Below are 24,501 nucleotides of genomic sequence, written 5' to 3' on the forward strand. Positions count from 1 at the left end.
TTAAGCTTTAGTTAATAAAACGATATCAGTGCAATCATATAAAAGAATGGTTATATCAATAATCGCCATGTTTTTAAAATGCTGCCCTTATATTGGTAATTGCTGGTACCCGGTAACAAAGGAACTAACCCTAAGAGATAACAAACTATGATAATGGATAAGCAAACAATTGAAAGCCAAACCCGTATGTACATGTTCGATCTATTGAACACAGCCAAAGAACATGGCTTTAAAGGCGAGGATAATTGGGAATTGAGCATGGTTACCAATACCGAAAGAATAAAAATTCAGAAGGATTACTACCCTACCGTTGCCGCCAAAATATTTCCCGAGATCCTGTTGCAGGTACTCCACACTATTAAAACAAGGCTCAATCAGTCGGCCCATAAAGAAGAACAAAAACAGGATAGGAACAATGTTTTAAATGAGGAACTGAACTATTTAGTAGCCTTTAATCCCAAAAGACCGCGTACTTAATTATCCAAAGTATCTTATTAAGCAAAGGGATCTGTCATCCTATGCTTGTCGGAGGGTTGTGTGTAAAGGCCTGCTCATAATGCTTCGACAAGCAATGTGACATTCTTTTTTTTGTATGTAAATTACCGGGAGCTCTCTACTGTATAAACAAAACTATCAGCCTTGTAATAACCAAGATTGTATTCAATAGGCCTTTCGCCCTGGTCAAAAACAAATCTTTTTCTGAACAGCACTGCGCTGCCAACACTTACCCGCAACTTTTCGGCAATGAAACTACCGGCCGATTTAGCACTGATCTCTTCTTTTGATAAGGTGGCGATAACAGAATGGTCCTGTTCCAGCATTTCATACAATGGTCTTTTGAAATCTTCATCGCCGGTAAGACCAACGCGGGGGTGAAAATAAGAAGCAAAATAAACAAAAGGCTCATCGGCCCGCCCCCTAACCCGTTCCATTTTTAATACTTTGCGGTCGGGTTTTATTTCAAAGAATTTGGCTAAGGTCTCATCCGGGAAAACCCAGGTAACATGCAGTTCAAAATTCTTAATGGGTATACCCCTTAATGCCATTTCCTGCGAAAAGCTTAGCCAGTTATTTGATTTTGAACTAACCGCAGCCTGGGCAACCTTGGTGCCAAATCTTTTTTTGCGCACCAGTAATCCTTCAAAAACCAATTTATTGATGGCTTGTCTTAAAGTTGTACGAGATATGGCCAGTTTTTTGGCAAGGTCAACTTCGTTGGGTAAAAGCTTACCTTCCTGATATTCTTCTTCGGCTATTAACTTTCTTAAAAGAGCTTCGGCCTGTACGTGTAAAGGAATAGGGCTTTTATGGTCTATAGCGTATTTCATTTATCGAATAAATTACAATGATAACCATTTTTTAATAACAAGTTTATTTGTTACTACATAAAGACGTTTTGAAATAGTTTTTATTATTAGCCGTTTTACTTATTTATATACGAAAATAAATTAATTTGAAAATTATTTGGATTATGAAATTATTTATATGTTTGTACATAATAAATAATAAGCCAATCTGTTTTGAATGTTACAAATATAAAGGAATAGGCCTTTAAGTTCTTTATAAATGTTAATTAATATGTTCATACATTATTACAAATAAATGAATACTGATCAACCTAATACCAACACTCCTGGACAACCTAAACCTGAGGAAGTATTGTTCCGAAAATCGTCACAATTTTTAATGCCAGTAAAGTTAAACAGCTCGGGTACCGAAAAGGACGAATACAATATTTATCCGGTATGTTCGGTAGGGAGTGGGAAAATTTTTAATGGATATGATTCGCTGGGCCAATATATTGCCGGTAAAAAAACAGTGATAATTGATGGCTATGCCGGGGTTTTTTGGAATAGGATACAAGGTTCATTAAATAAATATTTTGCAAAAAGAGGCTTAACGGTTAACTGGGTACAAACTTCAGAATATTTAAAACCCGCCGAAGTAATTGAAGCTTTGGTTAAGCCATTTATGGGTGCGGAGGATGCTGTATGGGGAACAAAGTGTACTTTATCACTGCATGATTTTTATGAGCTGGATAAGTTAACAGAACAAACAATAAATAATGAATATGATATTAATATAGTTATTGGCACGGCCGCTGCGTGGATTGGTTGGGATGCTCCGGTAATTTATATAGACCTGCCAAAAAACGAATTGCAGTTTAGGATGCGGGCCGGCTCCGTAACCAATCTGGGGACCGATCAGGTTAACGATCCGTTTTATATGTACAAGCGGTTTTACTTTGTTGACTGGGTTTTACTAAATAACTATAAAAAGCAAATATTGGGCAAAATAGCCTTAATAGCTGACGGACAATGGCCTGATGATATTAACTGGATGCACCGGGTTGACTTTTTGACTGGCCTAAATCGCCTTAGCCGGTCGGTTTTTAGGGTTAGGCCCTGGTTTGAACCTGGCGCGTGGGGAGGACATTGGATAAGGGAGCATATAAAAAGCTTAAACAAGGATGTGGTAAATTACGCCTGGTCGTTTGAGTTGATAGTGCCCGAAAATGGTTTGGTTTTTGAAAGCGATGGTTACCTGCTTGAGGTATCATTTGATTTTCTGATGTTCCATAACCAGGAACAGGTGTTAGGGGCACACGCGCAAAAGTTTGGCCATGATTTCCCTATCCGCTTTGATTTTCTGGATACTTATGATGGGGGCAATTTATCCATCCAATGCCATCCTAAATTAAAATATATACAAGACAATTTTGGGGAAACCATAACCCAGGACGAAACTTATTATATACTGGATTGCAAGGATAAAGCCGAGGTTTATTTAGGTTTCCGGGAAGGTATTGACCCGGAAGAATTCAGATCGGTACTTGAAACAAGCCAGGCCGAAAATAAAGAGGTTGAAATAAAAAAATATGTGCAGGCCCATACTGCTAAAAGGCACGACTTGTTTTTAATTCCGAATGGTACGGTACACAGCGCCGGAGTTGATAATCTGGTACTGGAGATCAGTGCTACGCCTTACATCTTTACCTTTAAAATGTACGATTGGTTAAGGCTTGATCTTGATGGCAACCCGCGGCCTATAAATATTGATCACGCATTTAATAACCTCGACTTTAGCCGCAAAGGACAAAAAGTTCAGGATGAGCTTATTTCAAAACCAGCGGTTATACAACAGGGCGAGGATTGGCAAATAGTTCATTTACCAACACACCGCGAGCATTTTTACGATGTTCACCGCATGGAATTTGACAGCGAAATCAAAGTTAAAACCAATAATCAATGCCACGTAATGATGCTGGTTGAAGGTGCAGCAGTATCTATAAAAACTGCCGACGGAACAGAACATGTTTTTGCTTACGCCGAAACTTTTGTGGTACCGGCAGCTGCAACGTCATACACATTAACCAACCTGGGGCAAAGCCGTGCAAAAGTTATCAAAGCCTTTTTAAAATGAATGAAGTAATAACAACCGTAAACAATAAAGAGGCAAAAATGAGCAATACCTACCTGTACTTCGTTTGTTTGGTGGCCGCCCTTGGCGGGTTTTTATTTGGGTTTGATACTGCTGTAATTTCAGGAACGGTAAGCTTGGTTAAGCACGATTTTAGCTTAAATGCAGTTAGCGAGGGCTGGTTTGTAAGCTGCGCGTTGTTGGGCTGCATCATTGGTGTAAGTTGCTCAGGTAAATTGAGCGACAAATACGGCCGTAAGATTGTATTGATCATTTCGGCGGTTTTGTTCCTTGCATCGGCATTGGGTTGTATGCTTTCAGACTCGTTTACAACATTAATTTTATTTCGCTTAATTGGTGGGTTGGGTATTGGCGTGGCTTCTATGGTATCGCCATTATATATATCGGAGTTTTCGCCGTCACGTTTTCGCGGAATGATGGTATCCCTTTACCAGTTGGCTTTAACCATAGGCATTGTATTGGCCTATTTTTCAAATGCGTACCTGGCCAATCATGCCGCTGATACATTTGACAGTGCAAGCCTGGGGAAAATATTTTCGGCCGATGTGTGGCGGGGGATGCTGGGTTTAGGCACATTACCAGCCGGTATATTTTTGATCAGCCTGTTTTTAGTACCCGAATCGCCACGATGGTTGCTATTAAAAGGGCAGGAGCAAAAAGCTATGGCTATACTGGTTAGGATTGACGGCGCTGAGGCCGCCCAAAAAGAGATAGAAGCATTTAACTCCCTGGGTGATAATGATGAAGGCTCTCTTAAGGAATTGTTTACCCCCATTTACCGCCGTGCTTTATGGATAGGTTTACTGCTGCCCTTTCTGTCGCAGGTATGTGGTATAAACGCTGTTATTTATTACGGCCCCAGGATTCTGGAGCAAGCAGGCTTTACCCTCAGCAATGCGTTGGGTGGGCAGGTAACCATAGGTTTGGTTAATGTGGTATTTACCTTTGTGGCCATTTTTACTATTGATAAATGGGGCCGCAGACCGTTGTTGTTTGCAGGTATTGGCGGCGCTGTATTTTCATTGATCATTATTGGGGCTTTGTTTGGGCTGGGTATAACCTCAGGCCCCTGGATCCTGATCTTCATTCTTGCTTTTATAGCCTGTTTTGCTTTTTCGTTCGGGCCGGTTTGCTGGGTGGTGGTTGGCGAAATATTTCCTAATGCTATTAGGGGTAAGGCCATGGCATTGGCTACCCTGTCTTTATGGGTGGGTAATTTTTTGGTAGGACAGCTTACGCCCTTGATGTTAGAAGGTTTAGGTTCTTCATGGACATTCTGGTTATTTGCACTGTGCTGCTCGCCCGCTCTTTGGCTTACCTGGAAACTGATACCCGAAACCAAAGGTCGGTCATTGGAAAATATTGAAGCTTACTGGAAAGAAACGCATAAATAATAGCAGTAAAAAGGCATAATATAGTTACCCATAGCACCGCAGCCAATTCTTTAAAAATGAATTGGTTTTATTTTGAATATCGTTATATAAATAAAAATATATCGAATAAATTAGCAGAAAACAACCACCTATGCTAAAAAAGTACTTTCTTCTAATCCCAATAATGCTTACTGGCAGTGTACTATATGCTCAAAGCCGGAAAAAGATCATTCCGGCTGATACGGTATCCAAAAAAAGCGATACCACACAAATAAAAAAACATGAGCTTAATGAAGTGGTGGTTTCCGCTTCGAGGATTAGTGAAAGTATCTTACGGTCGCCGATAAGTATCGAAAAAATAACAGCTGCAGATTTTAAGCGGTCGGCCGCGCCATCGTTTTTTGACGCGTTGGAAAATGTAAAAGGTGTTCAGTTAATAACACCCAGTCTTGGTTTCCGGATCATTAATACCAGGGGTTTTGCCAATACCACCAATGTGCGCTTTACCCAACTGGTTGATGGGGTTGATAATCAGGCGCCGCATATAGGTGCCCCAATAGGCAATGCCCTGGGGCCAGGTGATCTGGATATAGAAAGTGTGGAGATCATTCCCGGTACAGCATCAGCATTGTATGGATTGAATGCCATTAACGGCCTGGCTAATTTTATCACTAAAGATCCTTTTACCAGTCAGGGCATCAGTATTCAGCAAAAAACAGGGATAAATCATGTTGGCGATAAAGAAACCTCGGCTAAACTATTTTCAGAGACCAGTTTCCGGATAGCTAAGGCCGTATCCAAAAAATTCGCCTTTAAATTGAATGGAACCTATACCACAGGATATGATTGGATAGCTGATAACACAACCGATTTGAACGCCGCCGCAAACGCTAAGCTGGGCATAGCTGGTGGACCGGATAATCCGGGTTATGATCCGGTAAATGGCTATGGCAATGAATCATCAGACCGAAAAACTGTAACGCTGGGTGGCAAACAATACTCCATTGCACGCACCGGTTATGCCGAAAAGGATGTAACCAGTTACGATTTGCATAACGTAAAGGTGGATGTTGGACTGGCTTATAAACTGAATGAAAATACCCGGATCAACTATACTTATCGCTTTGCCGATCTGGATAATATTTACCAGCGAGCCAATCGTTTCCGGCTATCGGGCTATATTTTGCAGCAGCACGCGTTGGAGATAAAAAATAACATTTACCAGGTACGCGGCTACTGGACAAGCGAAAACACGGGTAAATCATACAACCTGCGCTCTGCCGGCGAAAACATAGACAGGAATTATAAGGATGATAATACCTGGTATGCCGATTTTACCAAAGGCTTTAATGCGGCTACAGGGGCAGGGGTCTCGGTTCCGCAAGCTTTGCAGCAAGCCCGGCAACTGGCTGATGCAGGCAGGTACCAACCCGGAACGGCTGCTTTCAAAAATGCACTTGATAAACTGGCCGATATCAATAACTGGGATATAGGGGCTGCATTACGGGTAAAGGATGATCTGCTGCATGTAGAAGGGCAGGTAAATATCTCCAATGCCATATCCCCAACGTTCCAAAAAGAAACAGGGATCGATCTGCTGGCTGGGTTTGATCACCGTACCTATATCATTCACCCGGATGGTAACTACTTTATTAATTATGTACCGGGTAAGGCCTATAGCAATATAGATTATAGCAAAACCGGCGGCTTTGTGCAGGTGGCCAAAGAGCTTTTTGATAATGAACTTAAACTATCGGCCACCCTGCGTGCAGACAGGAACGATTATTTTGATCTTAAACTGAACCCGCGTTTTACTGCTGTTTACTCGCCGGTAGCTGAGCAAAATTTCAGGATATCTTTTCAAAGCGGTTATCGTTTCCCAAGCATATTCGAGGCATTCTCAAACGTGAACAGTGGCGGTGTTAAGCGTATTGGCGGTTTAAAGGTGGTATCAAACGGGGTATTTGAAAACTCCTACCTGCGTACTTCAATTGATGCTTTCCAGGCTGCGGTAAAGAATGATTTTAACGCAGGCTTAAGTACAGATGCTGCCATTGAAAAGGAGAAGGGTTTACTGAAAAAGAACACCTATACCTACCTGCAACCTGAACATATCAATTCATTTGAAGCGGGTTATAAATCTATACTGTTTGATGGGCAGCTCAGCGTTGATGCCGACTTTTACTACAATAAATACAACAATTTTATTGGCCAGGTAGAGATCAATGTACCTAACACCCAAAAGGCTGATTCCATACCCTATTATCTGAATGATAAAACCAAACAAGCCCGTTACCGGGCCTGGACAAACTCGCAAAGCACAGTGTACAATATAGGAGGCAGTTTAGGCTTATCCTATAAATTATTCCAGAAGTATGTTTTAACAGGCAATGTATCTTACGCCAGGTTACAACGTACCGCTAATGAGGATGCGCTGGAAGATGGTTTTAATACCCCGCAATGGATCACCAATCTCTCTTTTGGCGGCAACAGAGTAGTGGGTAACTTTGGTTTTAATGCAACTTATAAGTGGCAAAGTGGCTTTTACTGGCAATCGTTTTTAGTTAATGGCGATGTGGCTGCTTACGGTACTATAGACGCGCAGGTAAATTATGACTTTTTAAAAACCGGACTTAATTTAAAAGTAGGCGCTACCAACCTCACCAATAAATATTACAATTCATTTTTGGGCGGCCCGGCCATTGGTGGCTTTTATTATACCACACTTACGCTTGCGATTAAGTAAAATTGTAGTGGTATTGAAGGAAGTGTATGATAATCATGCGATTGTCAGTTTCTTTGCTTTCCAAAGAATTTAAATGCAATAATGTTGCATTTAAATTCTTTTAAGTAACTTGCCCTCATTACTAATAAAATAAGGCGATGAGCAATTTTGAAATGGATTTTGATGTAATTATTATTGGCGGTAGCTATGCCGGCCTTTCGGCGGCTACCGCTTTGGGCCGTGCACTGCGTAAAGTGTTGGTTGTTGATGCAGGTAAACCATGTAACCGCCAAACGCCCCATTCACATAACTTTTTAACCCGCGATGGTGAAACTCCGGCCGCTATAACCAATATTGCCAGGGAGCAGCTTGAAAAATATAAAACTGTTAAACTGATTGGTGACTTTGTTACTGACGGATCAAAACTCACAGATGGCTTTAAAATACACACCCTGGCGGGGCAAACCTACACCGCGCAGGTGGTATTATTTGCTACCGGCATAACTGATGTGATGCCTGATATCGCCGGGTTTGCCGAGTGTTGGGGTATTACCATATTGCATTGCCCTTATTGTCACGGATATGAAGTGCGCCATCAGTCTACCGGTATTCTGGGTAATGGAGATATAGGATATGAATACGCAAAGCTCATTAGTAACTGGACCGATGATCTTACGTTATTTACCAACGGTATATCGACACTTAGTGCTGAACAGGCAAAAAAACTAAGATCACATAATATAAAAATTGAAGAGGCGGATGTTAAAACCATAGTTCATGAAAACGGGAGAATAAAAAGTATAAAGCTTCAAAATAATGAAACCTATGCTTTAGCTGCATTATATACAAGACCGGCTTTTACCCAACACTGTAATTTGCCTCAGCAATTGGGTTGTGATTTTACCGATGCCGGATACATAAATGTTGACGGTTTTAGCCGAACCAATATTCAAGGCATTTATGCCGCAGGCGATAACACCTCACCTATGCGTTCAGTAGCAGGGGTTGTAGCGGCGGGTACAGTAGCAGGCGCAATTATCAATAAAGATTTAATTGACAATAATTATATTTAATCCATACCGATAACCTGATCAGCGAATAGGATATTTATAAAACTAAGTTCAATCTATTGAAATACAAAAAGGCAGCCTGTTTTACTGGTTGCCTTTATAGTTTAAACCAGTTTTCTATGAAAGTATGGCGACAGTTTTTACATGGCAAAGTGTTAATAAAACACTTTGTAAGTTTTTATTAACTAAAATGTTACGAAACAAATGAAAAATTCAACGAAACTATTACAATCCGCATTTGGTTGGTATTTGATTTTTTTTCAGTTTTGTTGATTGGTTAATATTTTAATTACATCATATTAACCTGGGTGTTATTTAGGTTATGACTGATTTTACAGAGCTGTCCGAAGAGGAACTGATAAGATTGCTGAGGCAAGACAGGCTTAATGCATTCCGTGAGATATACTCCCGGTACTGGAAAAGACTATTTGACGAAGCATATAAAAGGTTAAAAAGTAAGGAATTAGCGGAGGAGGTTGTACAGGAGCTTTTCACCAATCTATGGACAAAAAGACAATTACTTCAAATTAACACCACCATAGGCGCCTATCTGTTTTCGGCAGTTACCCATCAGGTTATTGATATTTACCGTAAAGAATTGGTAAGGGCAAAGTATAACCAGGCTTTTAAAGTTGTGCACACAGAGGCTGATAACTCGACCGAAGATGCCATTATGCTGAAGGACCTGACTTACACCATTGAAGAAGAGATAAGTCATTTGCCTGATAAATGCCGTTCTGTATATGAACTGAGCCGCAAGGAGCATAAAACCAATAAAGAAATTGCCAGCTACCTGGGCATATCTGAAAAAACAGTAGAGCAGCACCTAACCAAAGCGCTGAAAAAAATACGTCTTACGCTTAGTCATTACCTCCTGATCGCGGCGCTTGCTTTTGCTGGTAAAGTAATCCAAAGATCTATTAAGCCTGCCTATAATACCAGATCGTATCTTAATTCAATCAGTGGTTTATCAAATGCGTGCGATACTTTTTCTTCAGTTAAACGGAAGCCATATCTGGTATAGAGCGATATCGCTGCCTGTTGTTCATTAGTTGTCCATAGATACGCTTTTTTATAACCAAGTTCATTCATATAAGCTATAAACTCATCCATCAATTTTTTTCCGAGCCCTATTCCTCGATACTCCGGCAGGAAAATGAAATATCGCAGTTGAACCGATTGTTCCCGGTTAACACCCACAAGAAATCCAATAATTTGCTGATCATGCTCACAAATCCATACCCGGTCTTTAGAGGGGGCATACTGGCGCGCGAACTCCTGCAGGCCTTCCAGAACATAGCCCTCAAAGTTTAATCCATAGCCAAGTTCTTTAGCGTACTGTTTCCCATGCAGGTAGGCAATATATCCCAGATCTCCTGGTAATAGTTCTTTTCTTAATTTGATATCATTAAGAGTTATTTGCGTATCCATGGTAATAATTATTGCTGCTTTTTAAAAATGTTCATTATTGAATTCATATGCGATACCAACTCCTGCTGATCTGTATTGTTTAAATTGGTAAGCAGTTTACCGATCTGTTCATCAGAGGCTTTATTCAGGGTATCAAACTCCTTCAAGCCATTTTTGGTTAAGGAGATCAGCATAGCCCGGGCATCATGACCGGATGGTTTTTTGATAATCAATTTCTCCTTTTCCAGCTTTTTTAACAACCTGCTTAAATAGCTCTTATCAATATTCATAGCTGTCATAATTTGAGATGCCTGTACATTTCCTCCAATATAGATTTCATAAATGATCCTGGCTTCGGCAAGGGAGTAAGCGCTATTTAGCAAGTGTTTGTCTAACAAACCAATAATGTCTGTATAAAACCGGTTGAATGCCCTGATATCAGGGATAGGATTTATTGTGGTAGCCATATTACAAAGGTAAATAAATATGGTGGACTTTGTCAACTATATTTATTGTTAAAGAAATTTTAAAAAAAATTATTTCCCGACTAAGGGATGTGCCTTTCATAAACGTCAATCATAGTATAAACCGAATTATTTCTTTTTCATGAAAGAACATCTATCAATTGAATTACTGGAAAAGTATATTAATGGGAATTGCACGGAGGCCGAGGTTGCATTGGTAAAACAATGGTACCAGTCATTTGAGCATGATCCTGATTATACACCTACCCTAAGCACAAGCGGGCAAAAGGAATTGGAGGAAAAGATATACAACAGTATAATAAACAATATAGATGTTGTAAATGATGAGGAAACGCCGGTAAAAACATCAGGCATCCGCAGGTTGCATACCTGGCAGTGGGTAAGTGGTGTTGCTGCCGTGCTGCTTGTAGCCATAACCATAGGCACCTATCAAAAAGTACAGGTAAACAAAAAACTTTCTGCTGATGCGGAACAGCTGCAAATAGTAGCTATAACTAACAATTCAAACCGTATTTACAAGTCAATACTTCCTGATAGTAGTTCTGTATGGTTGAGCCCTCATGCACAATTGAGATATCCTAAAGTATTTGCCGCTTCCTCACGGGTGGTTTTCATGTCGGGTGAGTGCTTTTTTGAGGTTACTAAGAATCCTAAACGTCCTTTTATTATCAATAGCCGCTCCATCATTACTAAAGTTTGGGGAACAAGTTTCCGCATACGTGATAATGATCAAAGCAGCGAGGCCGATGTATCGGTTGTTACAGGTAAGGTTTCTGTGAGCATAAAAACAAAACAAAATATTAATAATGCTTCGTTAAGTATAGCTAAAGGTGATGTTATGCTTTACCCACATCAAAAAGTGGTGTATTCAACAAACGATCATACCCTAAAGCCCGAAAGCACCGCGGATGAGCCTGCCCTGAAAATATGGAACCGTGTGGATCTTTTATTTGATAACAAGCTTTTGAAAGATATTATCCCGGTACTTAACTCCAAGTACCATGTTCATATCGTGGCGGCAAATGAAAAACTAAATCATTATATGCTTAATGCCGATTTTTCTGGTTTTAACCTGCCCGATGTTTTGGAGGCGCTTAATAAATCGTTAAATATCGATTACGAGATAAAAAATAACACTATTGAACTTAAATAAACCAATTAATTAACCAAACAATAAACGGATGAAACAGAGAACAAAAGCTTAAATACCATTATAAAGCCAGTAAAAACCGGCATAAAATAAAAAAACTTAGAAGTGTTACGACCACTCCTAAGTTCAGATTAGCCCACTATCGATGGACACCATTTTTAATGGTGACGGGGCGTTAATTGTCTCATTTTTAAAAAGAAACATAACAAATATATGAAATTTCGTTTACGAACACCCATTCCCTGGTATCAAATCATGAGGATTACATTTATTCAAATTCTGATATCGACCATGTTAAGTGGCATAGCATATTCAAACACTTTGAATGCTCAGGATATACTTAATAGAAAGATAAGCATATCATTAAATAACACCACATTGGTTGATGTATTAACTCATTTGCAAAAAAATGACAACGTTAAATTTATATACAGCAGCGATGCCATTAACGGTTTACAGAAGGTTACCATCAATATGGAAAACCAGTCGCTTAAAAATGTGCTTGATCAGGTATTAAAAAGCAAAGGCATTAATTACGAAGTATTGCAGGACAGGATTGTTCTGGGTAAAGCTACTGATGCCGTGCCTTTAAATGCTACTGAACCTGTAATTATATCAACTGTAAACGCTGATGCATCAACGGCCGTAACCATAACCGGTAAAGTAGTTGATAAAACCGGCGAGCCGATAATCGGCGCCAGCATTTTAGAAAAAGGTACTACTAATGGTGTATCTACCGATCTGAACGGTAATTTTAAATTAAGCGTAGCAAGTCCGGGTTCAGTACTGGTAGTGGCCTATATTGGCTTTAACAACCAGGAGGTTACTGTTGGCAACCAAACCAATATTACCATAACCATGGTTGAAGGTGTAAAAAACCTGACCGAAGTTGTGGTAGTAGGTTATGGTACGCAAAAGAAACTTACGGTTACCGGAGCTATCAGCAGTATTAAAGCTACCGATCTGCAGGATCAGCAGGTAACCCGTATTGATGATGCATTAAGAGGCAGAACTACGGGTGTAAATGTTGTTCAAAGCTCTGGCGCTCCAGGTTCAACACCACAGATCAGGATCAGGGGTATTACTTCAAGGCTAAACAGCGATCCTTTATATGTAATTGATGGTGTTGTAGTAGATAACGGCGGCATTGACAACGTTAACCCGAATGATGTAGAATCAATTGATGTTTTAAAAGACGCGTCAGCTGCTATTTATGGTTCGCGCGCGTCAAATGGCGTTATTATAGTTACCACTAAAAAAGGAAAAAAAGGCGAGCCACAAATCTCTTATAATGGTTATGTAGGTGTGCAAGGCCCGGTTAGTAAAGTAAAATTAGCCAATGCATCACAATATGCAACTTTAAGGAACGAAGCCCTGACCAATGACGGTAACGCAGCCGCATTTGCCAACCCTTCATCATTCGGGACCGGAACTAACTGGCAGAATGAAATTTTCAGCAACAGCGCCCTAATCCAGAATCATAACCTAAGCATCAGCGGTGCTACTGATAAAGCCAATTACTATACATCTTTTGGTTACCTTGATCAAAAAGGTATAGTTACGCCTGATATTTCTGATTACAAGAAATTTAACTTTACTACCAATACCAGTTATAAAGTTAAAAAATGGTTTACCATAGGCGAAAACTTTACTTATGCTTATACACGAAGCAAAAGCGTAGGTAATACAAACAGTGTATTTGGTGGTCCGCTTAGCTCAGCCCTCAATCTTGATCCACTTACACCGGCGGTAGTTAACAATGTTAACGCTCAGCCAAATGCAGCCATTTATAACGATCCTACTAATCCAATTGTGTATAATGCACAGGGTTTACCATACGGTATATCAAACTATGTATCGCAGGAAATTACGAACCCATTGGCATATGCGCAAACCCGTGCAGGTAACTACAGCTATGCCACTAATCTTTTAGGTAGCGCTTTTGCCGAGATCGAGCCAATTCAGGGTTTAAAGATCAGGTCGCAGATCAGCGCCAAACAGGCTTATTATGGTCAGGATGGTTTTACACCTATCTACTATCTGAATTCAAGTACCAAGAACTTGTCAAATACTTCTCAATACCAGGAAAATGACAGGAATTTATCATGGAACCTTGACAACACAGCCACTTATACCCGTGCATTTGGCAAGCATAATTTTACTGCCTTGGTGGGTACCAGCGCGCAAAAAACAACATCATCAGGTTTAGGGGGTACATTTATTGGCGAACCGGTAAACTCATTTGACGATGCCTCAACAGGTTTCGCTTTACCGGCTACTAACAGGATAGCCAATGGCATTACCGCCCAGCCGCATACACTGGCGTCAACTTTTGCCAGGTTAACGTATGATTATGACCAAAAATACCTTTTCACCGGTATTGTTCGTCGTGACGGATCATCAAAATTTGGTAGCAATAATGTATACGGAACTTTCCCATCTGCACAGGTTGGTTATGTAATGAGCCGTGAAGATTGGTTCCCGAAAAATACATTTATCGACTTTATTAAATTACGTGGTTCATATGGTATAGTGGGTAATGAAATGGCGCTTGATCCATTCCAGTATGCCGCAACTATTGGCAGCGGTCGTAATTATGTGTTTGGTAACGATGGACTTATTATTGGTTATAGCCCTAACGCGCCGGCAAACCCTGACCTGAAATGGGAAGAAACCCGCAGCGCCGATATTGGCTTTGATGCAACGTTGTTCCAAAATTTAAGTGTAACCTTTGATGTGTACAGAAAGCTAACTAAAGGTATGCTACAACAAGTACAGTTCCCTACATATGCCGGTTTTAGCGGTCAGCCATTTGCTAACGTAGGTGATATGGAAAACAAGGGTGTTGAACTTAGCCTGGGATATACTAATAAAGTAGGCGACTTTAATTATAATGTAAGTGGTAATATATCATATAACCATAATGAGGTAACTAATCTGGGTCCACAGATCAATTACTTTACTGTTGGTACTGTACAAAGCTCAACTTATGAAATTGGCCGCACAGCCGTTGGACAACCGGTTGGTGAATTTTATGGATTTCAGGAACTGGGTGTATTTCACTCACAGGCAGAGATCAATGCCTATACTAAAAATGGCCAGCTGATACAGCCAAATGCAAAACCCGGCGATTTTAAATGGGCCGATACTGATGGCGATGGTAAAATTACTCAGGCCGACCGTAAGTTCCTGGGCAACCCACTGCCTACATTTACGTATGGCATTAATTTCAACGCCAATTACAAAAACTTTGATATCAAGTTATTTGGACAGGGTGTTTGGGGTAATAAAATTTACCAGGCCTACCGTCGTTTAGACATCGCCAGCGCTAATTATCCTATCGCGGCTTTGGATGCCTGGACACCAGCTAATGCCAGCAGTAATTACCCACGTTTAACTGATGCAGACCCTAATCAGAACTTTAAAAACCCATCAAACTTCTATCTGCAAAACGGTGCTTACTTCCGCATTAAAACGCTGCAGTTAGGTTACACTTTACCACAATCATGGCTTAAAGCAGCCGATGTAAAAAGGGTTAGGGTATTTTTAAGCAGCAATAACCTCGTTACCATAACAGGTTATAAAGGTTATGATCCGGAAATAAGCGGTGGTATTGATATGGGTATTTACCCTCAGGCCCGCACATTCATGGCAGGTTTAGATATTACTTTATAATAACAAATTACAATTATCATGAAATCAAAATATTATATATATACAGGAGCTATTTTGTTGGGCATTGGCACTATGGCATCCTGCAAAAAATCATTCCTGGAATTACAACCCCAGGGCGAGTTTTTACAGTCAAATTATTACGCCAACCCTGCCCAGGCGCTTACCGCTGTAGTGGCTGCATATGACCCTTTGGTTACTGAAACTGGTGGTATCGACAACACCTATTCTTCACCGCTGGGTGCACTTAACTCGGCATCTGATGATTGTTTTGCAGGTGGTGGCAGTTCATCCGATGTACCGGCATGGCAGGCAATTAATAACTATACAATTTCTCCAACGGTTGGTCCGCAAAACCAGTTTTGGGCTATTAATTTTCAGGGTGTAAATCGTGCCGACGTATTGTTGGAACAACTACCCAAGGTACCTGGTTTAAGTGCCGATCTTTTAAAAAGATATACAGCCGAAGGCCAATTTTTACGTGCACATTATTACTTTGACCTGGTTAGGTTATTTAAAAATGTGCCCTTGATTCTATCTACCCTGAATCTTACCAACGTATATGATCAGCCGCAGGCAACTCCCGAGGCTGTATATACACAAATAGAAACAGATCTGAAAGCTGCCATTGATGGTTTACCGGTAACTGTTGCCGCTGCCGAAAACGGACGTGTAACCCAGGGTGCTGCAAAAGCGTTATTAGGTAAAGTTTACTTATACGAGAAAAAGTGGGCGCTTGCCGCTACAACCCTGCAGGATGTTAACACCAATTATGGTTACAAATTGCAGGCAAATTTTGGAAGTGTATTTAGCGTTAAAAATAAATTTAACAGCGAATCGATATTTGAACTGGTACACTCAGGTACGCAAAACTATACCTGGAGCAACTGGGACCAGTTTAAATCAAACATCTTAGTACAAATGGTTGGTCCGCGTAACTATAAAGGCCCAATTTATTACGGCGCTGGTTATGGTTTTAACCCGGTAACCACCCAATTGGCTACAGCCATGAAAGGCGACCCAAGGTATGGCTATACTATTGTAAATATTGATAGCTTAACCAAAGCTACCGGTACAAGTTATGAGGCAAGCTATCAAAACACCGGGTATTTTATAAACAAATACGCTCCCGTGTTAGCAAACATAGTAACTACAGGTATTACTGATTTGAACTGGCCTAATGATTATATTGAGATCCGTTTAGCTGATACTTACCTAATGGAAGCCGAAGCAGATCTTAACGGAGGCGGTACCGGACGTGCACAAACATTATTGGACGCAGTACGTAGCCGTGTTGGTTTACCATCGGTACCTGCAACTTTACAAAACATTTATACCGAAAGGCGCCTGGAGCTGGCAACAGAAGGCCACCGCTGGTTTGACCTGGTAAGATGGGGTCAAGCCCCTACAGCACTTGCATTTAAAGGCTTTAAGGCAGGTGTTAATGAAATTTTACCTATACCATTAAATGAAACCACTAATGGCAGTAAAGTAAAACAAAATCCTGGTTACTAATTAATAATCAGGCCTAAACAAAAGGCTGTCGCTCATGGTGGCAGCCTTTTGTTTTTTATTTGTTTTGTTTAATTATTGAAGTAAATTGTTGCTGATTTTATAATGATCTTTTAGAGGATCAAACCAATTTTAAACCGCTTTATCCAATACGCTGAATTAAAAGATATGCTTAAAAAAAAGACATTTTTCTTTGTTTTAATTGCGCTGATCCCCTTAAGTTTTATTTTAACACAATGTTATAACGGTGGTGCTCCCGAAGATGATCCACGCGGCGAGATATACGCGGGCTCGGCCAGTTGCGTAAAATGCCATAGCAGTGTTTATGATTCTTATATCCACACTGCTCACTTTCAAACTTCGGGCCCGGCATCACCAAATACCATCAAGGGTAGTTTTGCTAAAGATTCAAATACTTTTGAATATGGTAATGGCCTTAAAGTGACCATGGAAAAGCGGGGCGATAGTCTTTACCAGGTGGGTTACTTAAATGGAAAACAAACCGAGGCACAAAAATTTGAAATAACCATTGGCCTTGTAAATGCCCAAACCTATCTGTACTGGAAAAACAATCAATTATTTGAATTGCCGGTATCGTACTTTACTGCCTTGCACAACTGGGCAAACAGCCCCGGTTATGATCCCACCCGTGTCAATTTCCAAAGGCCAATTTTAAGGAAATGCCTGGAGTGCCATACCTCATACATTAGCGAACTGCCTATGGAACATATGTCGGTAGGGTTTGACAAGGCATCGCTGATATATGGAATTGATTGCGAGCGTTGCCACGGACCGGCTGCCAATCATGTAAATTACCATACCGCGTACCCCGATGAAAAGAAGGCAAAATATATAACCACTTACAGCTCGTTAACCAGGGGCCAAAAAATGGACGCCTGCGCTGTTTGCCACTCGGGTACTAAAGGCGCTTTTTTGAGGTCATCATTTAGTTTTCAAATGGGGGATACCCTGGCTAAGTTTAAAGAGCTCGACTTTGTAGGCAACAGCCCGGTACCCGCTACGCTTGATGTGCATGGCAATCAAAGTTCATTACTGCCAACAAGCAAATGTTATATCATGAGCAAGATGGATTGCGGCACTTGCCATAACCCGCATGTTAGCCAAAGTCAAAGTTTGGCTTTGTACACACAAAAATGTTTAAGCTGCCATAGCGAGGCTAAACATAATTTTTGTACCATGGCACCCAAATTAGGTACGGCCATCAACACTTATTGTATAAACTGCCACATGCCCCAAAAATCTTCCCACATCATTACGATAGGCGAGGCCGGGGGTAAAATGAACGCGCCTTACCTGTTGCGCACCCACCGGATTGCCATATACCCGGAAGAAACCCAAAAGATTTTAGCCTTTATAAAAACAAAGAATTTGTAAGCCCCCGAAGGGGGAGCTTTTATCAAGATGCTTCTTAAAACCTCAATTTAATACGTAAGCGTTAAGCCCCCGCCCAATCCCATATCGCTATCATAATGGCTCGACAGAGAGAAATACTTGGTGAAAATATACCTGAAACCCGCGGCATATTCTTTATCAGTATTGCCCATAACGGTGAAACGCAGGCGACTGGTAAGCGGTATATCATCCCGGCTTAACTGAAACCGTAATTTTCCATTCCCATCTACCCGGGCATCGGCGATTAGTAACATGGGCAGGGTATAAGCCAAACCGGCAACTACAGTTTTACGGTTATTTTTATTGCTTACCTGTCCAAACAGGTTCTTCTCCTGCCCCTCGGCTTTTTTATAGTGATAATCAAAGCCGCCATAGGCATACAACCATTGCATTTGTCCAAAATAGCGGCCCACCATAGTTTCACTTTCGTAACCGTCATGATCATTTAAGCCCAGGTGCCACAGGGTTGATAGTTTCCAGCGGGTATTGGCGAGGGCCGCGGTGCCATCACTGCCATTACTTTCCAGCCCTACTTTTGCGGTAGCATAAAAATGCTGGTCATCGGCATAGATCTTTTTGATGGCTGTTGCCGGGTCCGGGATCTCGGGGTTAGGCGGCGAGTTCTCATAACTGAATATACGCCCCATACCGCTCATCATATGATAAAGTATATGGCAGTGGAAAAACCAGTCGCCGCTTTCCGTTGCTTTAAATTCAATAGTATCCCTTTCCATCGGCATAATATCCAGCGTGTTTTTTAGGGGGGAGTATTCACCCTGCCCGTTCAACACCCTGAAATAATGGCCATGCAGGTGCATGGGATGCCGCATCATGGTATTGTTGTACAGGATGATCCTTACATTTTCGCCATTTTTGATCAGGATCTTATCTGATTCAGATACCGTTTTATTATTGATGGTCCACACATAACGATTCATGTTACCGGTAAGGTCAAACCTTAACAGCTTGGTCGGCCCTTTAGGCAGGGTAGTAACTTTGGTTGATTTTAACATGCCGTAATTCAGGGTAACTATATCTGATGTGCTTCCGCCCATATCCATACCCGGCATATCATCCATTTTAGCAGCGGTTGAGTCTTTTGGATGATCGGCCATTTTTGCATCACCGGTTATCTCCGGATACATTACGGTGTTCATATCCATTACCTGGTTGGTCATCACCATACCATCCATTTCTTTCATATCGCCGTTCATACTCATCATGCCGTTCATCATTTTCATTCCCTCAAAGTATTTGAGTTTGGGCAGATGTTTTGCTTTATGCTGTGTCCCTGAACCAAGCCATAAGGAAGTGTATTTAGTGCGGTCTTCGGGCGTAGCTAAGAACTCATAGCTGCCGTCTTTGGGGATGGTTACCAGTACATCATAAGTTTCGGCAACAGCAATGATGAGCCTGTCGACCTGAACGGGTTCCACATCCTCCCCGTCGTTGGCTACCACGGTGATTTTGCCACCGGCATAATTGAGCCAGAAATAGGTAGACGAACTTCCGTTAACCACATGCAACCTTACCTGGTCGCCGGCTTTAAATTGCGGGGCAGTGTTTTCGGGTTTGCCATTGCTAAAAAAGCGGTCGTAAAAAACATCGCTCACATCCATAGCCAGCATTCTTTTCCACTCGTTGCCTATCTTGGTTTTAAAATGACCTTCTTTAATAGCCTCAAAGTAATTTTGTGTACTGCCCTTGCGTATAGCATACCAGTCGGTAGCATTATGCAGGGAGCGTTGTACCTGTTCGGGGTTTTCATCTGTCCAGTCACTGAGTAGCAGGGTGTAATCTTTTACCGTCGAAGGTTGCTTTTTGTGGATGATAAAAGCGCCATACATACCGCTTTGCTGCTGGGTCATGGTGTGCGAATGATACCAGTACGTGCCATTTTGAACCAGCGGAAATTTATACAGATGTGTTTCGCCGGCCTTTATAGGCGAAGTGGTTAAGTACGAAACCCCATCGTACCGGTTGGGCAATATCAACCCATGCCAGTGGATGGAGGTTTCCATCATCATATTGTTGTGTACATAGATCTCGGCAGTATCACCCTCCGTAAAAGTTAAGGTAGGTGCCGGGATAGAGCCGTTAATGGCCATGGCAGGCCTTGCTTTACCGGTGTAGTTAACCACGGTATCGCCAATATATAAATGGTAAATGTCCCTGTTGCCAATTTTGGTATAAAAGGGCAAACGCTTTTCGGCAGCACCACTATCCATTTTCATAGACATGTTATGCTGACCGAAAGCAAAAAATGACAGGAACAGATTTACCCATATTAAAAGGTAAGTCTTCATAAATAAAACCTGTTAAAATTATTTAGTAGCCGGGGCCAGTGTCTCGGTTGTTTTGCCGCAGGTAAGCATTTGTTTGCCGTAGTATGGATTTTTGATGGCGCTGGTTTCGCTTAACCAGGTAGCTTTTTTCATGGGGCAATATTGCTCATAAACTGTAGCAGCGTTCAGCTTTAACCCTTTTATTACTTCATACAGGTTTTTTGAAAGACTGGTAAAATGTTCGCGTTGATGATCAATAGCATCGCTTTCGCTGATGTGCCTGCTATCAAACTCCAGCTTTTCACTGTAGGTCATCCATAGCTTGTGTTGCTCTGGTGACAGCTTATCCATAGGCACGGTATTTATAGCGGTTAGCAAATCATGGGCCTTGCTTTTGGCAGCAGCTTTATTATCGGTTGTTAAGGCATTTTTAACATCCAGATAAGCGGTAAGCACATTATTTACAGCGCTTGCTGCCGGCTTGTCCTGCGCATTAACGGTTGAATAAGTTACAAATACGGTAAAAAGTATGATGAGTGTTTTAATAGTTTTCATGGTTTTATTTATTAAAGATTTTTAAATTTTATCTGATGGTTATAGCCCGTAAGCAGCAATAATCGTGCTTGTAGTAAAGCTATTTAACCTGGTAATTAAATCGGGATTGGAAAAAATGGAGCAATAAATGCCCGGCTGCACATCATGCAGGTTATCTGTTTATCAGATCTGAAGTGAACGTAACTGAATGGAAATTTCCTTACCCGATAAGCCTGGTGGTGCCTTGCCATATCGTGGCACAAATTTATTCAGGGCTGGAGATTGATCAGGTAATGGTATGTAATTAAATTCACGAAGGATCGCTGCCATTTGTGGCAACTGTAAAGCTACCATACCTGGCTTAATGTTTTCTTTAATCACATAATTGCCATGCTTTTTGCAGCAGTCGCAATCCTTATCTTTTACGTTATGCTTATGTTGTTTACTCTGATGTTCATCATGGTTCATGGCCTGCATAGCCATTTTGGGATGAAATAAGCTTTGGCCGGTACAATGCACCATACAGACAAACATCCCTGTGGTGAGTAACAGGTTAAATGCCGCTATACTTAAAATGGCCGCTCTTTTCATTAAAACAAAGATATACTATTCACACCTATCTGTTTTATAAAATTTTGTAAGCTATTTATAAAATTTCGCGATAATACCAGGGCATAGTGTGGAGAAAGATCAGATATAACTCACAGCTTTTATCAGACTCTCCGGGCATTTCTTGTATTTATTTTTGTTGTAAATATTTTTCCTGCATATAGCTAACAGAAGCGCTGACCATTTTTCGCAGCACCTCTTCGTTAACATCCTGCAGCTTTTTTATATAGATGCAACCAACACTGGTTTTGTGTTTGCCAAAATTTGCAAGCAGTTTTTCTTTTTCTGTAAAATCCTGTGACAGGTAAAGGGAAATTTCGCCCTTACGGGGAGAAAAACCTGCCAATGGCGCATCACCCTCATGACCGCTTGCATATTTGTAATGATAACTGCCAAAGCCTACAATACTTGGTCCCCACATTTTGGCTTGGTATCCGGATTGTTCTTCCATGATCTCCACCAGGCGAAAGCTGTCGTTGCGTTTCGTTTCGTCAGGTACTGTATTTAAAAAATCAGTTACACTGCCTGTAGTTTCGGTTGTTTTGTTCTTAGCCATTGTATTATATGTTAGGTTAATACTATCCTAAGGCGACATGAATTTTTATGCCACAACTATATTTAAATATAGGATTTTTAACAGCTAATAAACGCTTTTGCGTTATTTCAATGTTGAATAATTATAAAACTGGAGCCTGCCTGTGCCATTTATTTTGATGGTTTTGGTTTCATCAGTTCCCCGGGCATTTTTCATAGTAATACTGATCTGATTTTCGCCTTTTTGCAATGGGATACGGGCATAAGAAATACTGGCCGGCAGGGTTTGCCAGTTGCGGGTATCTGCTTTTTCAGAAAGCAGGCTGTACAGCTGCATACCATAACCCAAGCCTTCTAACAGTGAATTGCTTTTATGATCGTCGCTTTTAGCGCTTGCGCGTAACGCATATTCAGCCATTTTTTTTACGGCCAGCCTGGAGAGCACTTTGCCCATTTCATTTAGGGTGCGTTGCTGCAATGTTTTAAAAGCCAGTTCATTAATATCTTCGGCTTTTTCAAATGGGATCTTTTCCTGGTTTACGGTGATTACAGCGCTTAAATAATAAGGTGTTTGCGCAATATATTTTGGCCATGCTGCTCTTAAACTTTCAACCGATTTAGTATTCACCCTGTTCCTGTCGCCATTATAATTAAAAGGTATTACCAGCCCGCCGGCAGCATCTGTAAAGAAAAGGTCGCCATTACTGTTTCTGATCAGGCTAAAAAACAGATCGACCTGGGTTTTAACCGGTGCAAGGCCATTTTCCCAGAAAAATATCAGTTCCCCGCCTTCGGCCGGTTTTTGAGGTTCGTATTTAATGCCAAACGTTTTTTCAAACTGGTCTGCTTCTGTTGTAAATCCATTTAATGAAGCGGTACGGATTACATCCTCTTTAAGCCCGAACGGTATGCGGGTGCCATAGTAGGTGCTGTCCGGGCTTTTCAAATATATTTCGACAGCGTTACGGTAGGATATAAAGGCATTATTAACATCATTATTGCTTTCATAAAGCATTCCCTGTAACATCAGCGAAAATGCATCATTGCTATAACGTTTATCCTTATTATTAAATTTATCCCCTTGCTCCTGCGCCTGTAAAGTGATGCGTCTGGCTTCAACAATGGCATCTTCGGTATTGTGCAGGTACGTGTAATTGAGTGCTTTATAATAATGGATCATGAATTTTTCAAAATCCTCGCCCTTATACTTCTGCTCCATAGGGTTAAGCAACACACCAACAGCCGCGTCCGAAGCACTTGATAAGCCCTGATCCAGCATGGAGTCGGCCTCATTAAAATATCTGTTACTGTTTTCGTATTCCCCGTTCAGGTGGCTTATCCTTCCTTTTTCCATCAAATACAGCAGTTTATTCCGTGGTTTTTGTATCAGGCTATTTTTGTCAAGCTGCGTTTCTGCTTCCCGGTAATTTCCAGCCGAAACATTTTTGTAGTATGGAAGAATACGGTCGTTATAAGAAGCGCAGCCTAACAAAAAAAGCATCAATCCTATAACAGATGATGCCCCAAGAATATACGTACGAATATTTGTCATTATGAAAGTGTTCGTATCAAGTAGTTAGTATCAGGTATCAAGACAGCTTCGGTAAGCTATATTAATAATATTCAAAAAAATCCTGATACTTGATACTAACTACTTGATACTAAAAGTGGATTAGTTTTTAACGTACTTGGCTATTTTCTTTTCTCCTATCCACACCACTTCATTGGTTTGGATGTTTGTCAGTTCCAGGTTTACCTGATAATAAACTACCTTTTGACGTTTGTGCGCGTCAATAATTGAATTTATAGAGCCTTGCAATATGTAATCAGCACCATTTTCAAGTCCGAATTTTTTCATGCTTGAAACCGTTGCATTGGTTTGCTGGTCTTCTTTCTCGGCGCGCAATTCATCACGCTTTTTGCCGCCCTGTACCAAACGTACTTTTTGCGTTTGTATAAATGAGCTTTCAATATCTTTTATAAACGTTTCGGCATCTATGTGTTCATGACTTTTGTTTTGAACAAACCCAACAATAACTACCGGTTTTTTACCCTGGTGTTCTTCCTGATGTGTGCTTATCCAGTTGGCGCCCAAAATTTTACCGGTTAGCTCATCTGCTGCCATTCTTGAATCGCTGTTATTCCAGCTGCCGCCTACGTCTATTGTTTGATCTGTGCTTACACGAGTTACTTGTCTGGAACAAGAGGCTATAAGCATTCCCGAAACTGCAATTGCAGCAACTGTTAAAATTTTATTGAATTTCATTTGTATTGTTAGGGTTTTTATG

Annotated in this window: 19 protein-coding genes; 10 read left to right on the forward strand and 9 right to left on the reverse strand. The window is 40.9% G+C overall.

Annotation, left to right across the window (positions count from 1 at the left end):
- Positions 1-153: 153 nt before the first annotated feature.
- Complete coding sequence (locus M2273_RS22280; protein WP_429399983.1) at positions 154-477, forward strand: hypothetical protein; 324 nt, start codon at positions 154-156, stop codon at positions 475-477.
- Positions 478-599: 122 nt separating this feature from the next.
- Here the strand turns inward: M2273_RS22280 and M2273_RS22285 are convergent, their stop codons facing one another.
- Entirely contained in the window at positions 600-1,328 is a 729-nt protein-coding gene (locus M2273_RS22285; RefSeq protein WP_429399984.1) for a GntR family transcriptional regulator, read from the reverse strand.
- Positions 1,329-1,602: 274 nt separating this feature from the next.
- Between M2273_RS22285 and M2273_RS22290 the strand changes: the two genes are divergently transcribed.
- The 5 genes from M2273_RS22290 (at position 1,603) to M2273_RS22310 (ending at position 9,633) form a co-directional block, all read left to right on the forward strand.
- Positions 1,603-3,423: a class I mannose-6-phosphate isomerase gene (locus tag M2273_RS22290; protein ID WP_429399985.1), complete on the forward strand. Its 1,821-nt coding sequence runs from the start codon at positions 1,603-1,605 to the stop codon at positions 3,421-3,423.
- Positions 3,420-4,835 carry a sugar porter family MFS transporter gene (locus M2273_RS22295; protein WP_429399986.1) on the forward strand — a complete coding sequence of 472 codons (1,416 nt, stop codon included), beginning with the start codon at positions 3,420-3,422 and terminating at the stop codon, positions 4,833-4,835. Before M2273_RS22290 ends, M2273_RS22295 begins: the two co-directional genes overlap by 4 nt.
- 163 nt (positions 4,836-4,998) lie before the next feature.
- The gene (locus tag M2273_RS22300; protein WP_429399987.1) at positions 4,999-7,560 is read left to right on the forward strand and encodes a TonB-dependent receptor; all 2,562 of its coding nucleotides are present in this window, start codon (positions 4,999-5,001) and stop codon (positions 7,558-7,560) included.
- 137 nt (positions 7,561-7,697) lie between these two features.
- Entirely contained in the window at positions 7,698-8,612 is a 915-nt protein-coding gene (locus M2273_RS22305) for an NAD(P)/FAD-dependent oxidoreductase (protein ID WP_429399988.1), read from the forward strand.
- A gap of 319 nt (positions 8,613-8,931) precedes the next feature.
- A complete protein-coding gene (locus M2273_RS22310; RefSeq protein WP_429399989.1) occupies positions 8,932-9,633 on the forward strand; it encodes an RNA polymerase sigma-70 factor in 702 nt (233 codons plus the stop codon).
- On the opposite strand, the gene M2273_RS22315 is transcribed toward M2273_RS22310, so the two are convergent.
- Both M2273_RS22315 and M2273_RS22320 read right to left on the reverse strand, forming a co-directional pair.
- Positions 9,540-10,040 carry a GNAT family N-acetyltransferase gene (locus M2273_RS22315; protein WP_429399990.1) on the reverse strand — a complete coding sequence of 167 codons (501 nt, stop codon included), beginning with the start codon at positions 10,038-10,040 and terminating at the stop codon, positions 9,540-9,542. The genes M2273_RS22310 and M2273_RS22315 overlap by 94 nt on opposite strands.
- Before the next feature lie 8 nt (positions 10,041-10,048).
- Complete coding sequence (locus M2273_RS22320; protein ID WP_429399991.1) at positions 10,049-10,486, reverse strand: MarR family winged helix-turn-helix transcriptional regulator; 438 nt, start codon at positions 10,484-10,486, stop codon at positions 10,049-10,051.
- Between the two features lie 139 nt (positions 10,487-10,625).
- On the opposite strand from M2273_RS22320, the gene M2273_RS22325 reads away from it, so the two are divergent.
- From M2273_RS22325 to M2273_RS22340, 4 genes are all read left to right on the forward strand, one after another.
- A complete protein-coding gene (locus M2273_RS22325) occupies positions 10,626-11,657 on the forward strand; it encodes a FecR family protein (RefSeq protein WP_429399992.1) in 1,032 nt (343 codons plus the stop codon).
- 252 nt (positions 11,658-11,909) lie between these two features.
- Entirely contained in the window at positions 11,910-15,329 is a 3,420-nt protein-coding gene (locus tag M2273_RS22330; protein WP_429399993.1) for a TonB-dependent receptor, read from the forward strand.
- Positions 15,330-15,347: 18 nt separating this feature from the next.
- Positions 15,348-16,841: a RagB/SusD family nutrient uptake outer membrane protein gene (locus tag M2273_RS22335; RefSeq protein WP_429399994.1), complete on the forward strand. Its 1,494-nt coding sequence runs from the start codon at positions 15,348-15,350 to the stop codon at positions 16,839-16,841.
- A gap of 165 nt (positions 16,842-17,006) precedes the next feature.
- Positions 17,007-18,233, forward strand: a complete 1,227-nt coding sequence (locus tag M2273_RS22340; RefSeq protein ID WP_429399995.1) for a cytochrome c3 family protein — start codon at positions 17,007-17,009, stop codon at positions 18,231-18,233.
- A gap of 47 nt (positions 18,234-18,280) precedes the next feature.
- On the opposite strand, the gene M2273_RS22345 is transcribed toward M2273_RS22340, so the two are convergent.
- The 6 genes from M2273_RS22345 to M2273_RS22370 form a co-directional block, all read right to left on the reverse strand.
- Positions 18,281-20,557, reverse strand: a complete 2,277-nt coding sequence (locus M2273_RS22345; RefSeq protein WP_429399996.1) for a multicopper oxidase domain-containing protein — start codon at positions 20,555-20,557, stop codon at positions 18,281-18,283.
- An 18-nt stretch (positions 20,558-20,575) separates the two neighbouring features.
- Complete coding sequence (locus M2273_RS22350) at positions 20,576-21,091, reverse strand: DUF3347 domain-containing protein (protein ID WP_429399997.1); 516 nt, start codon at positions 21,089-21,091, stop codon at positions 20,576-20,578.
- Positions 21,092-21,253: 162 nt separating this feature from the next.
- Complete coding sequence (locus tag M2273_RS22355; RefSeq protein WP_429399998.1) at positions 21,254-21,661, reverse strand: hypothetical protein; 408 nt, start codon at positions 21,659-21,661, stop codon at positions 21,254-21,256.
- Between the two features lie 148 nt (positions 21,662-21,809).
- Positions 21,810-22,235: a DUF1801 domain-containing protein gene (locus M2273_RS22360; protein WP_429399999.1), complete on the reverse strand. Its 426-nt coding sequence runs from the start codon at positions 22,233-22,235 to the stop codon at positions 21,810-21,812.
- A 102-nt stretch (positions 22,236-22,337) separates the two neighbouring features.
- Positions 22,338-23,765 carry a COG3014 family protein gene (locus M2273_RS22365; protein ID WP_429400000.1) on the reverse strand — a complete coding sequence of 476 codons (1,428 nt, stop codon included), beginning with the start codon at positions 23,763-23,765 and terminating at the stop codon, positions 22,338-22,340.
- 120 nt (positions 23,766-23,885) lie between these two features.
- The gene (locus M2273_RS22370; protein WP_429400001.1) at positions 23,886-24,479 is read right to left on the reverse strand and encodes a penicillin-binding protein activator LpoB; all 594 of its coding nucleotides are present in this window, start codon (positions 24,477-24,479) and stop codon (positions 23,886-23,888) included.
- Between the last annotated feature and the right edge of the window lie 22 nt (positions 24,480-24,501).

This window comes from Mucilaginibacter lappiensis, assembly GCF_050433765.1.
GTDB classification, from domain to species: domain Bacteria; phylum Bacteroidota; class Bacteroidia; order Sphingobacteriales; family Sphingobacteriaceae; genus Mucilaginibacter; species Mucilaginibacter lappiensis_A.

Excerpts from the sequence above, each read along its gene's own strand:
- M2273_RS22280 (WP_429399983.1), top strand. The coding sequence starts at position 154 with ATGGATAAGCAAACAATTGAAAGCCAAACCCGTATGTACATGTTCGAT.
- M2273_RS22285 (WP_429399984.1), bottom strand. The coding sequence starts at position 1,328 with ATGAAATACGCTATAGACCATAAAAGCCCTATTCCTTTACACGTACAG.
- M2273_RS22290 (WP_429399985.1), top strand. The coding sequence starts at position 1,603 with ATGAATACTGATCAACCTAATACCAACACTCCTGGACAACCTAAACCT.
- M2273_RS22295 (WP_429399986.1), top strand. The coding sequence starts at position 3,420 with ATGAATGAAGTAATAACAACCGTAAACAATAAAGAGGCAAAAATGAGC.
- M2273_RS22300 (WP_429399987.1), top strand. The coding sequence starts at position 4,999 with ATGCTTACTGGCAGTGTACTATATGCTCAAAGCCGGAAAAAGATCATT.
- M2273_RS22305 (WP_429399988.1), top strand. The coding sequence starts at position 7,698 with ATGAGCAATTTTGAAATGGATTTTGATGTAATTATTATTGGCGGTAGC.
- M2273_RS22310 (WP_429399989.1), top strand. The coding sequence starts at position 8,932 with ATGACTGATTTTACAGAGCTGTCCGAAGAGGAACTGATAAGATTGCTG.
- M2273_RS22315 (WP_429399990.1), bottom strand. The coding sequence starts at position 10,040 with ATGGATACGCAAATAACTCTTAATGATATCAAATTAAGAAAAGAACTA.
- M2273_RS22320 (WP_429399991.1), bottom strand. The coding sequence starts at position 10,486 with ATGGCTACCACAATAAATCCTATCCCTGATATCAGGGCATTCAACCGG.
- M2273_RS22325 (WP_429399992.1), top strand. The coding sequence starts at position 10,626 with ATGAAAGAACATCTATCAATTGAATTACTGGAAAAGTATATTAATGGG.
- M2273_RS22330 (WP_429399993.1), top strand. The coding sequence starts at position 11,910 with ATGAGGATTACATTTATTCAAATTCTGATATCGACCATGTTAAGTGGC.
- M2273_RS22335 (WP_429399994.1), top strand. The coding sequence starts at position 15,348 with ATGAAATCAAAATATTATATATATACAGGAGCTATTTTGTTGGGCATT.
- M2273_RS22340 (WP_429399995.1), top strand. The coding sequence starts at position 17,007 with ATGCTTAAAAAAAAGACATTTTTCTTTGTTTTAATTGCGCTGATCCCC.
- M2273_RS22345 (WP_429399996.1), bottom strand. The coding sequence starts at position 20,557 with ATGAAGACTTACCTTTTAATATGGGTAAATCTGTTCCTGTCATTTTTT.
- M2273_RS22350 (WP_429399997.1), bottom strand. The coding sequence starts at position 21,091 with ATGAAAACTATTAAAACACTCATCATACTTTTTACCGTATTTGTAACT.
- M2273_RS22355 (WP_429399998.1), bottom strand. The coding sequence starts at position 21,661 with ATGAAAAGAGCGGCCATTTTAAGTATAGCGGCATTTAACCTGTTACTC.
- M2273_RS22360 (WP_429399999.1), bottom strand. The coding sequence starts at position 22,235 with ATGGCTAAGAACAAAACAACCGAAACTACAGGCAGTGTAACTGATTTT.
- M2273_RS22365 (WP_429400000.1), bottom strand. The coding sequence starts at position 23,765 with ATGACAAATATTCGTACGTATATTCTTGGGGCATCATCTGTTATAGGA.
- M2273_RS22370 (WP_429400001.1), bottom strand. The coding sequence starts at position 24,479 with ATGAAATTCAATAAAATTTTAACAGTTGCTGCAATTGCAGTTTCGGGA.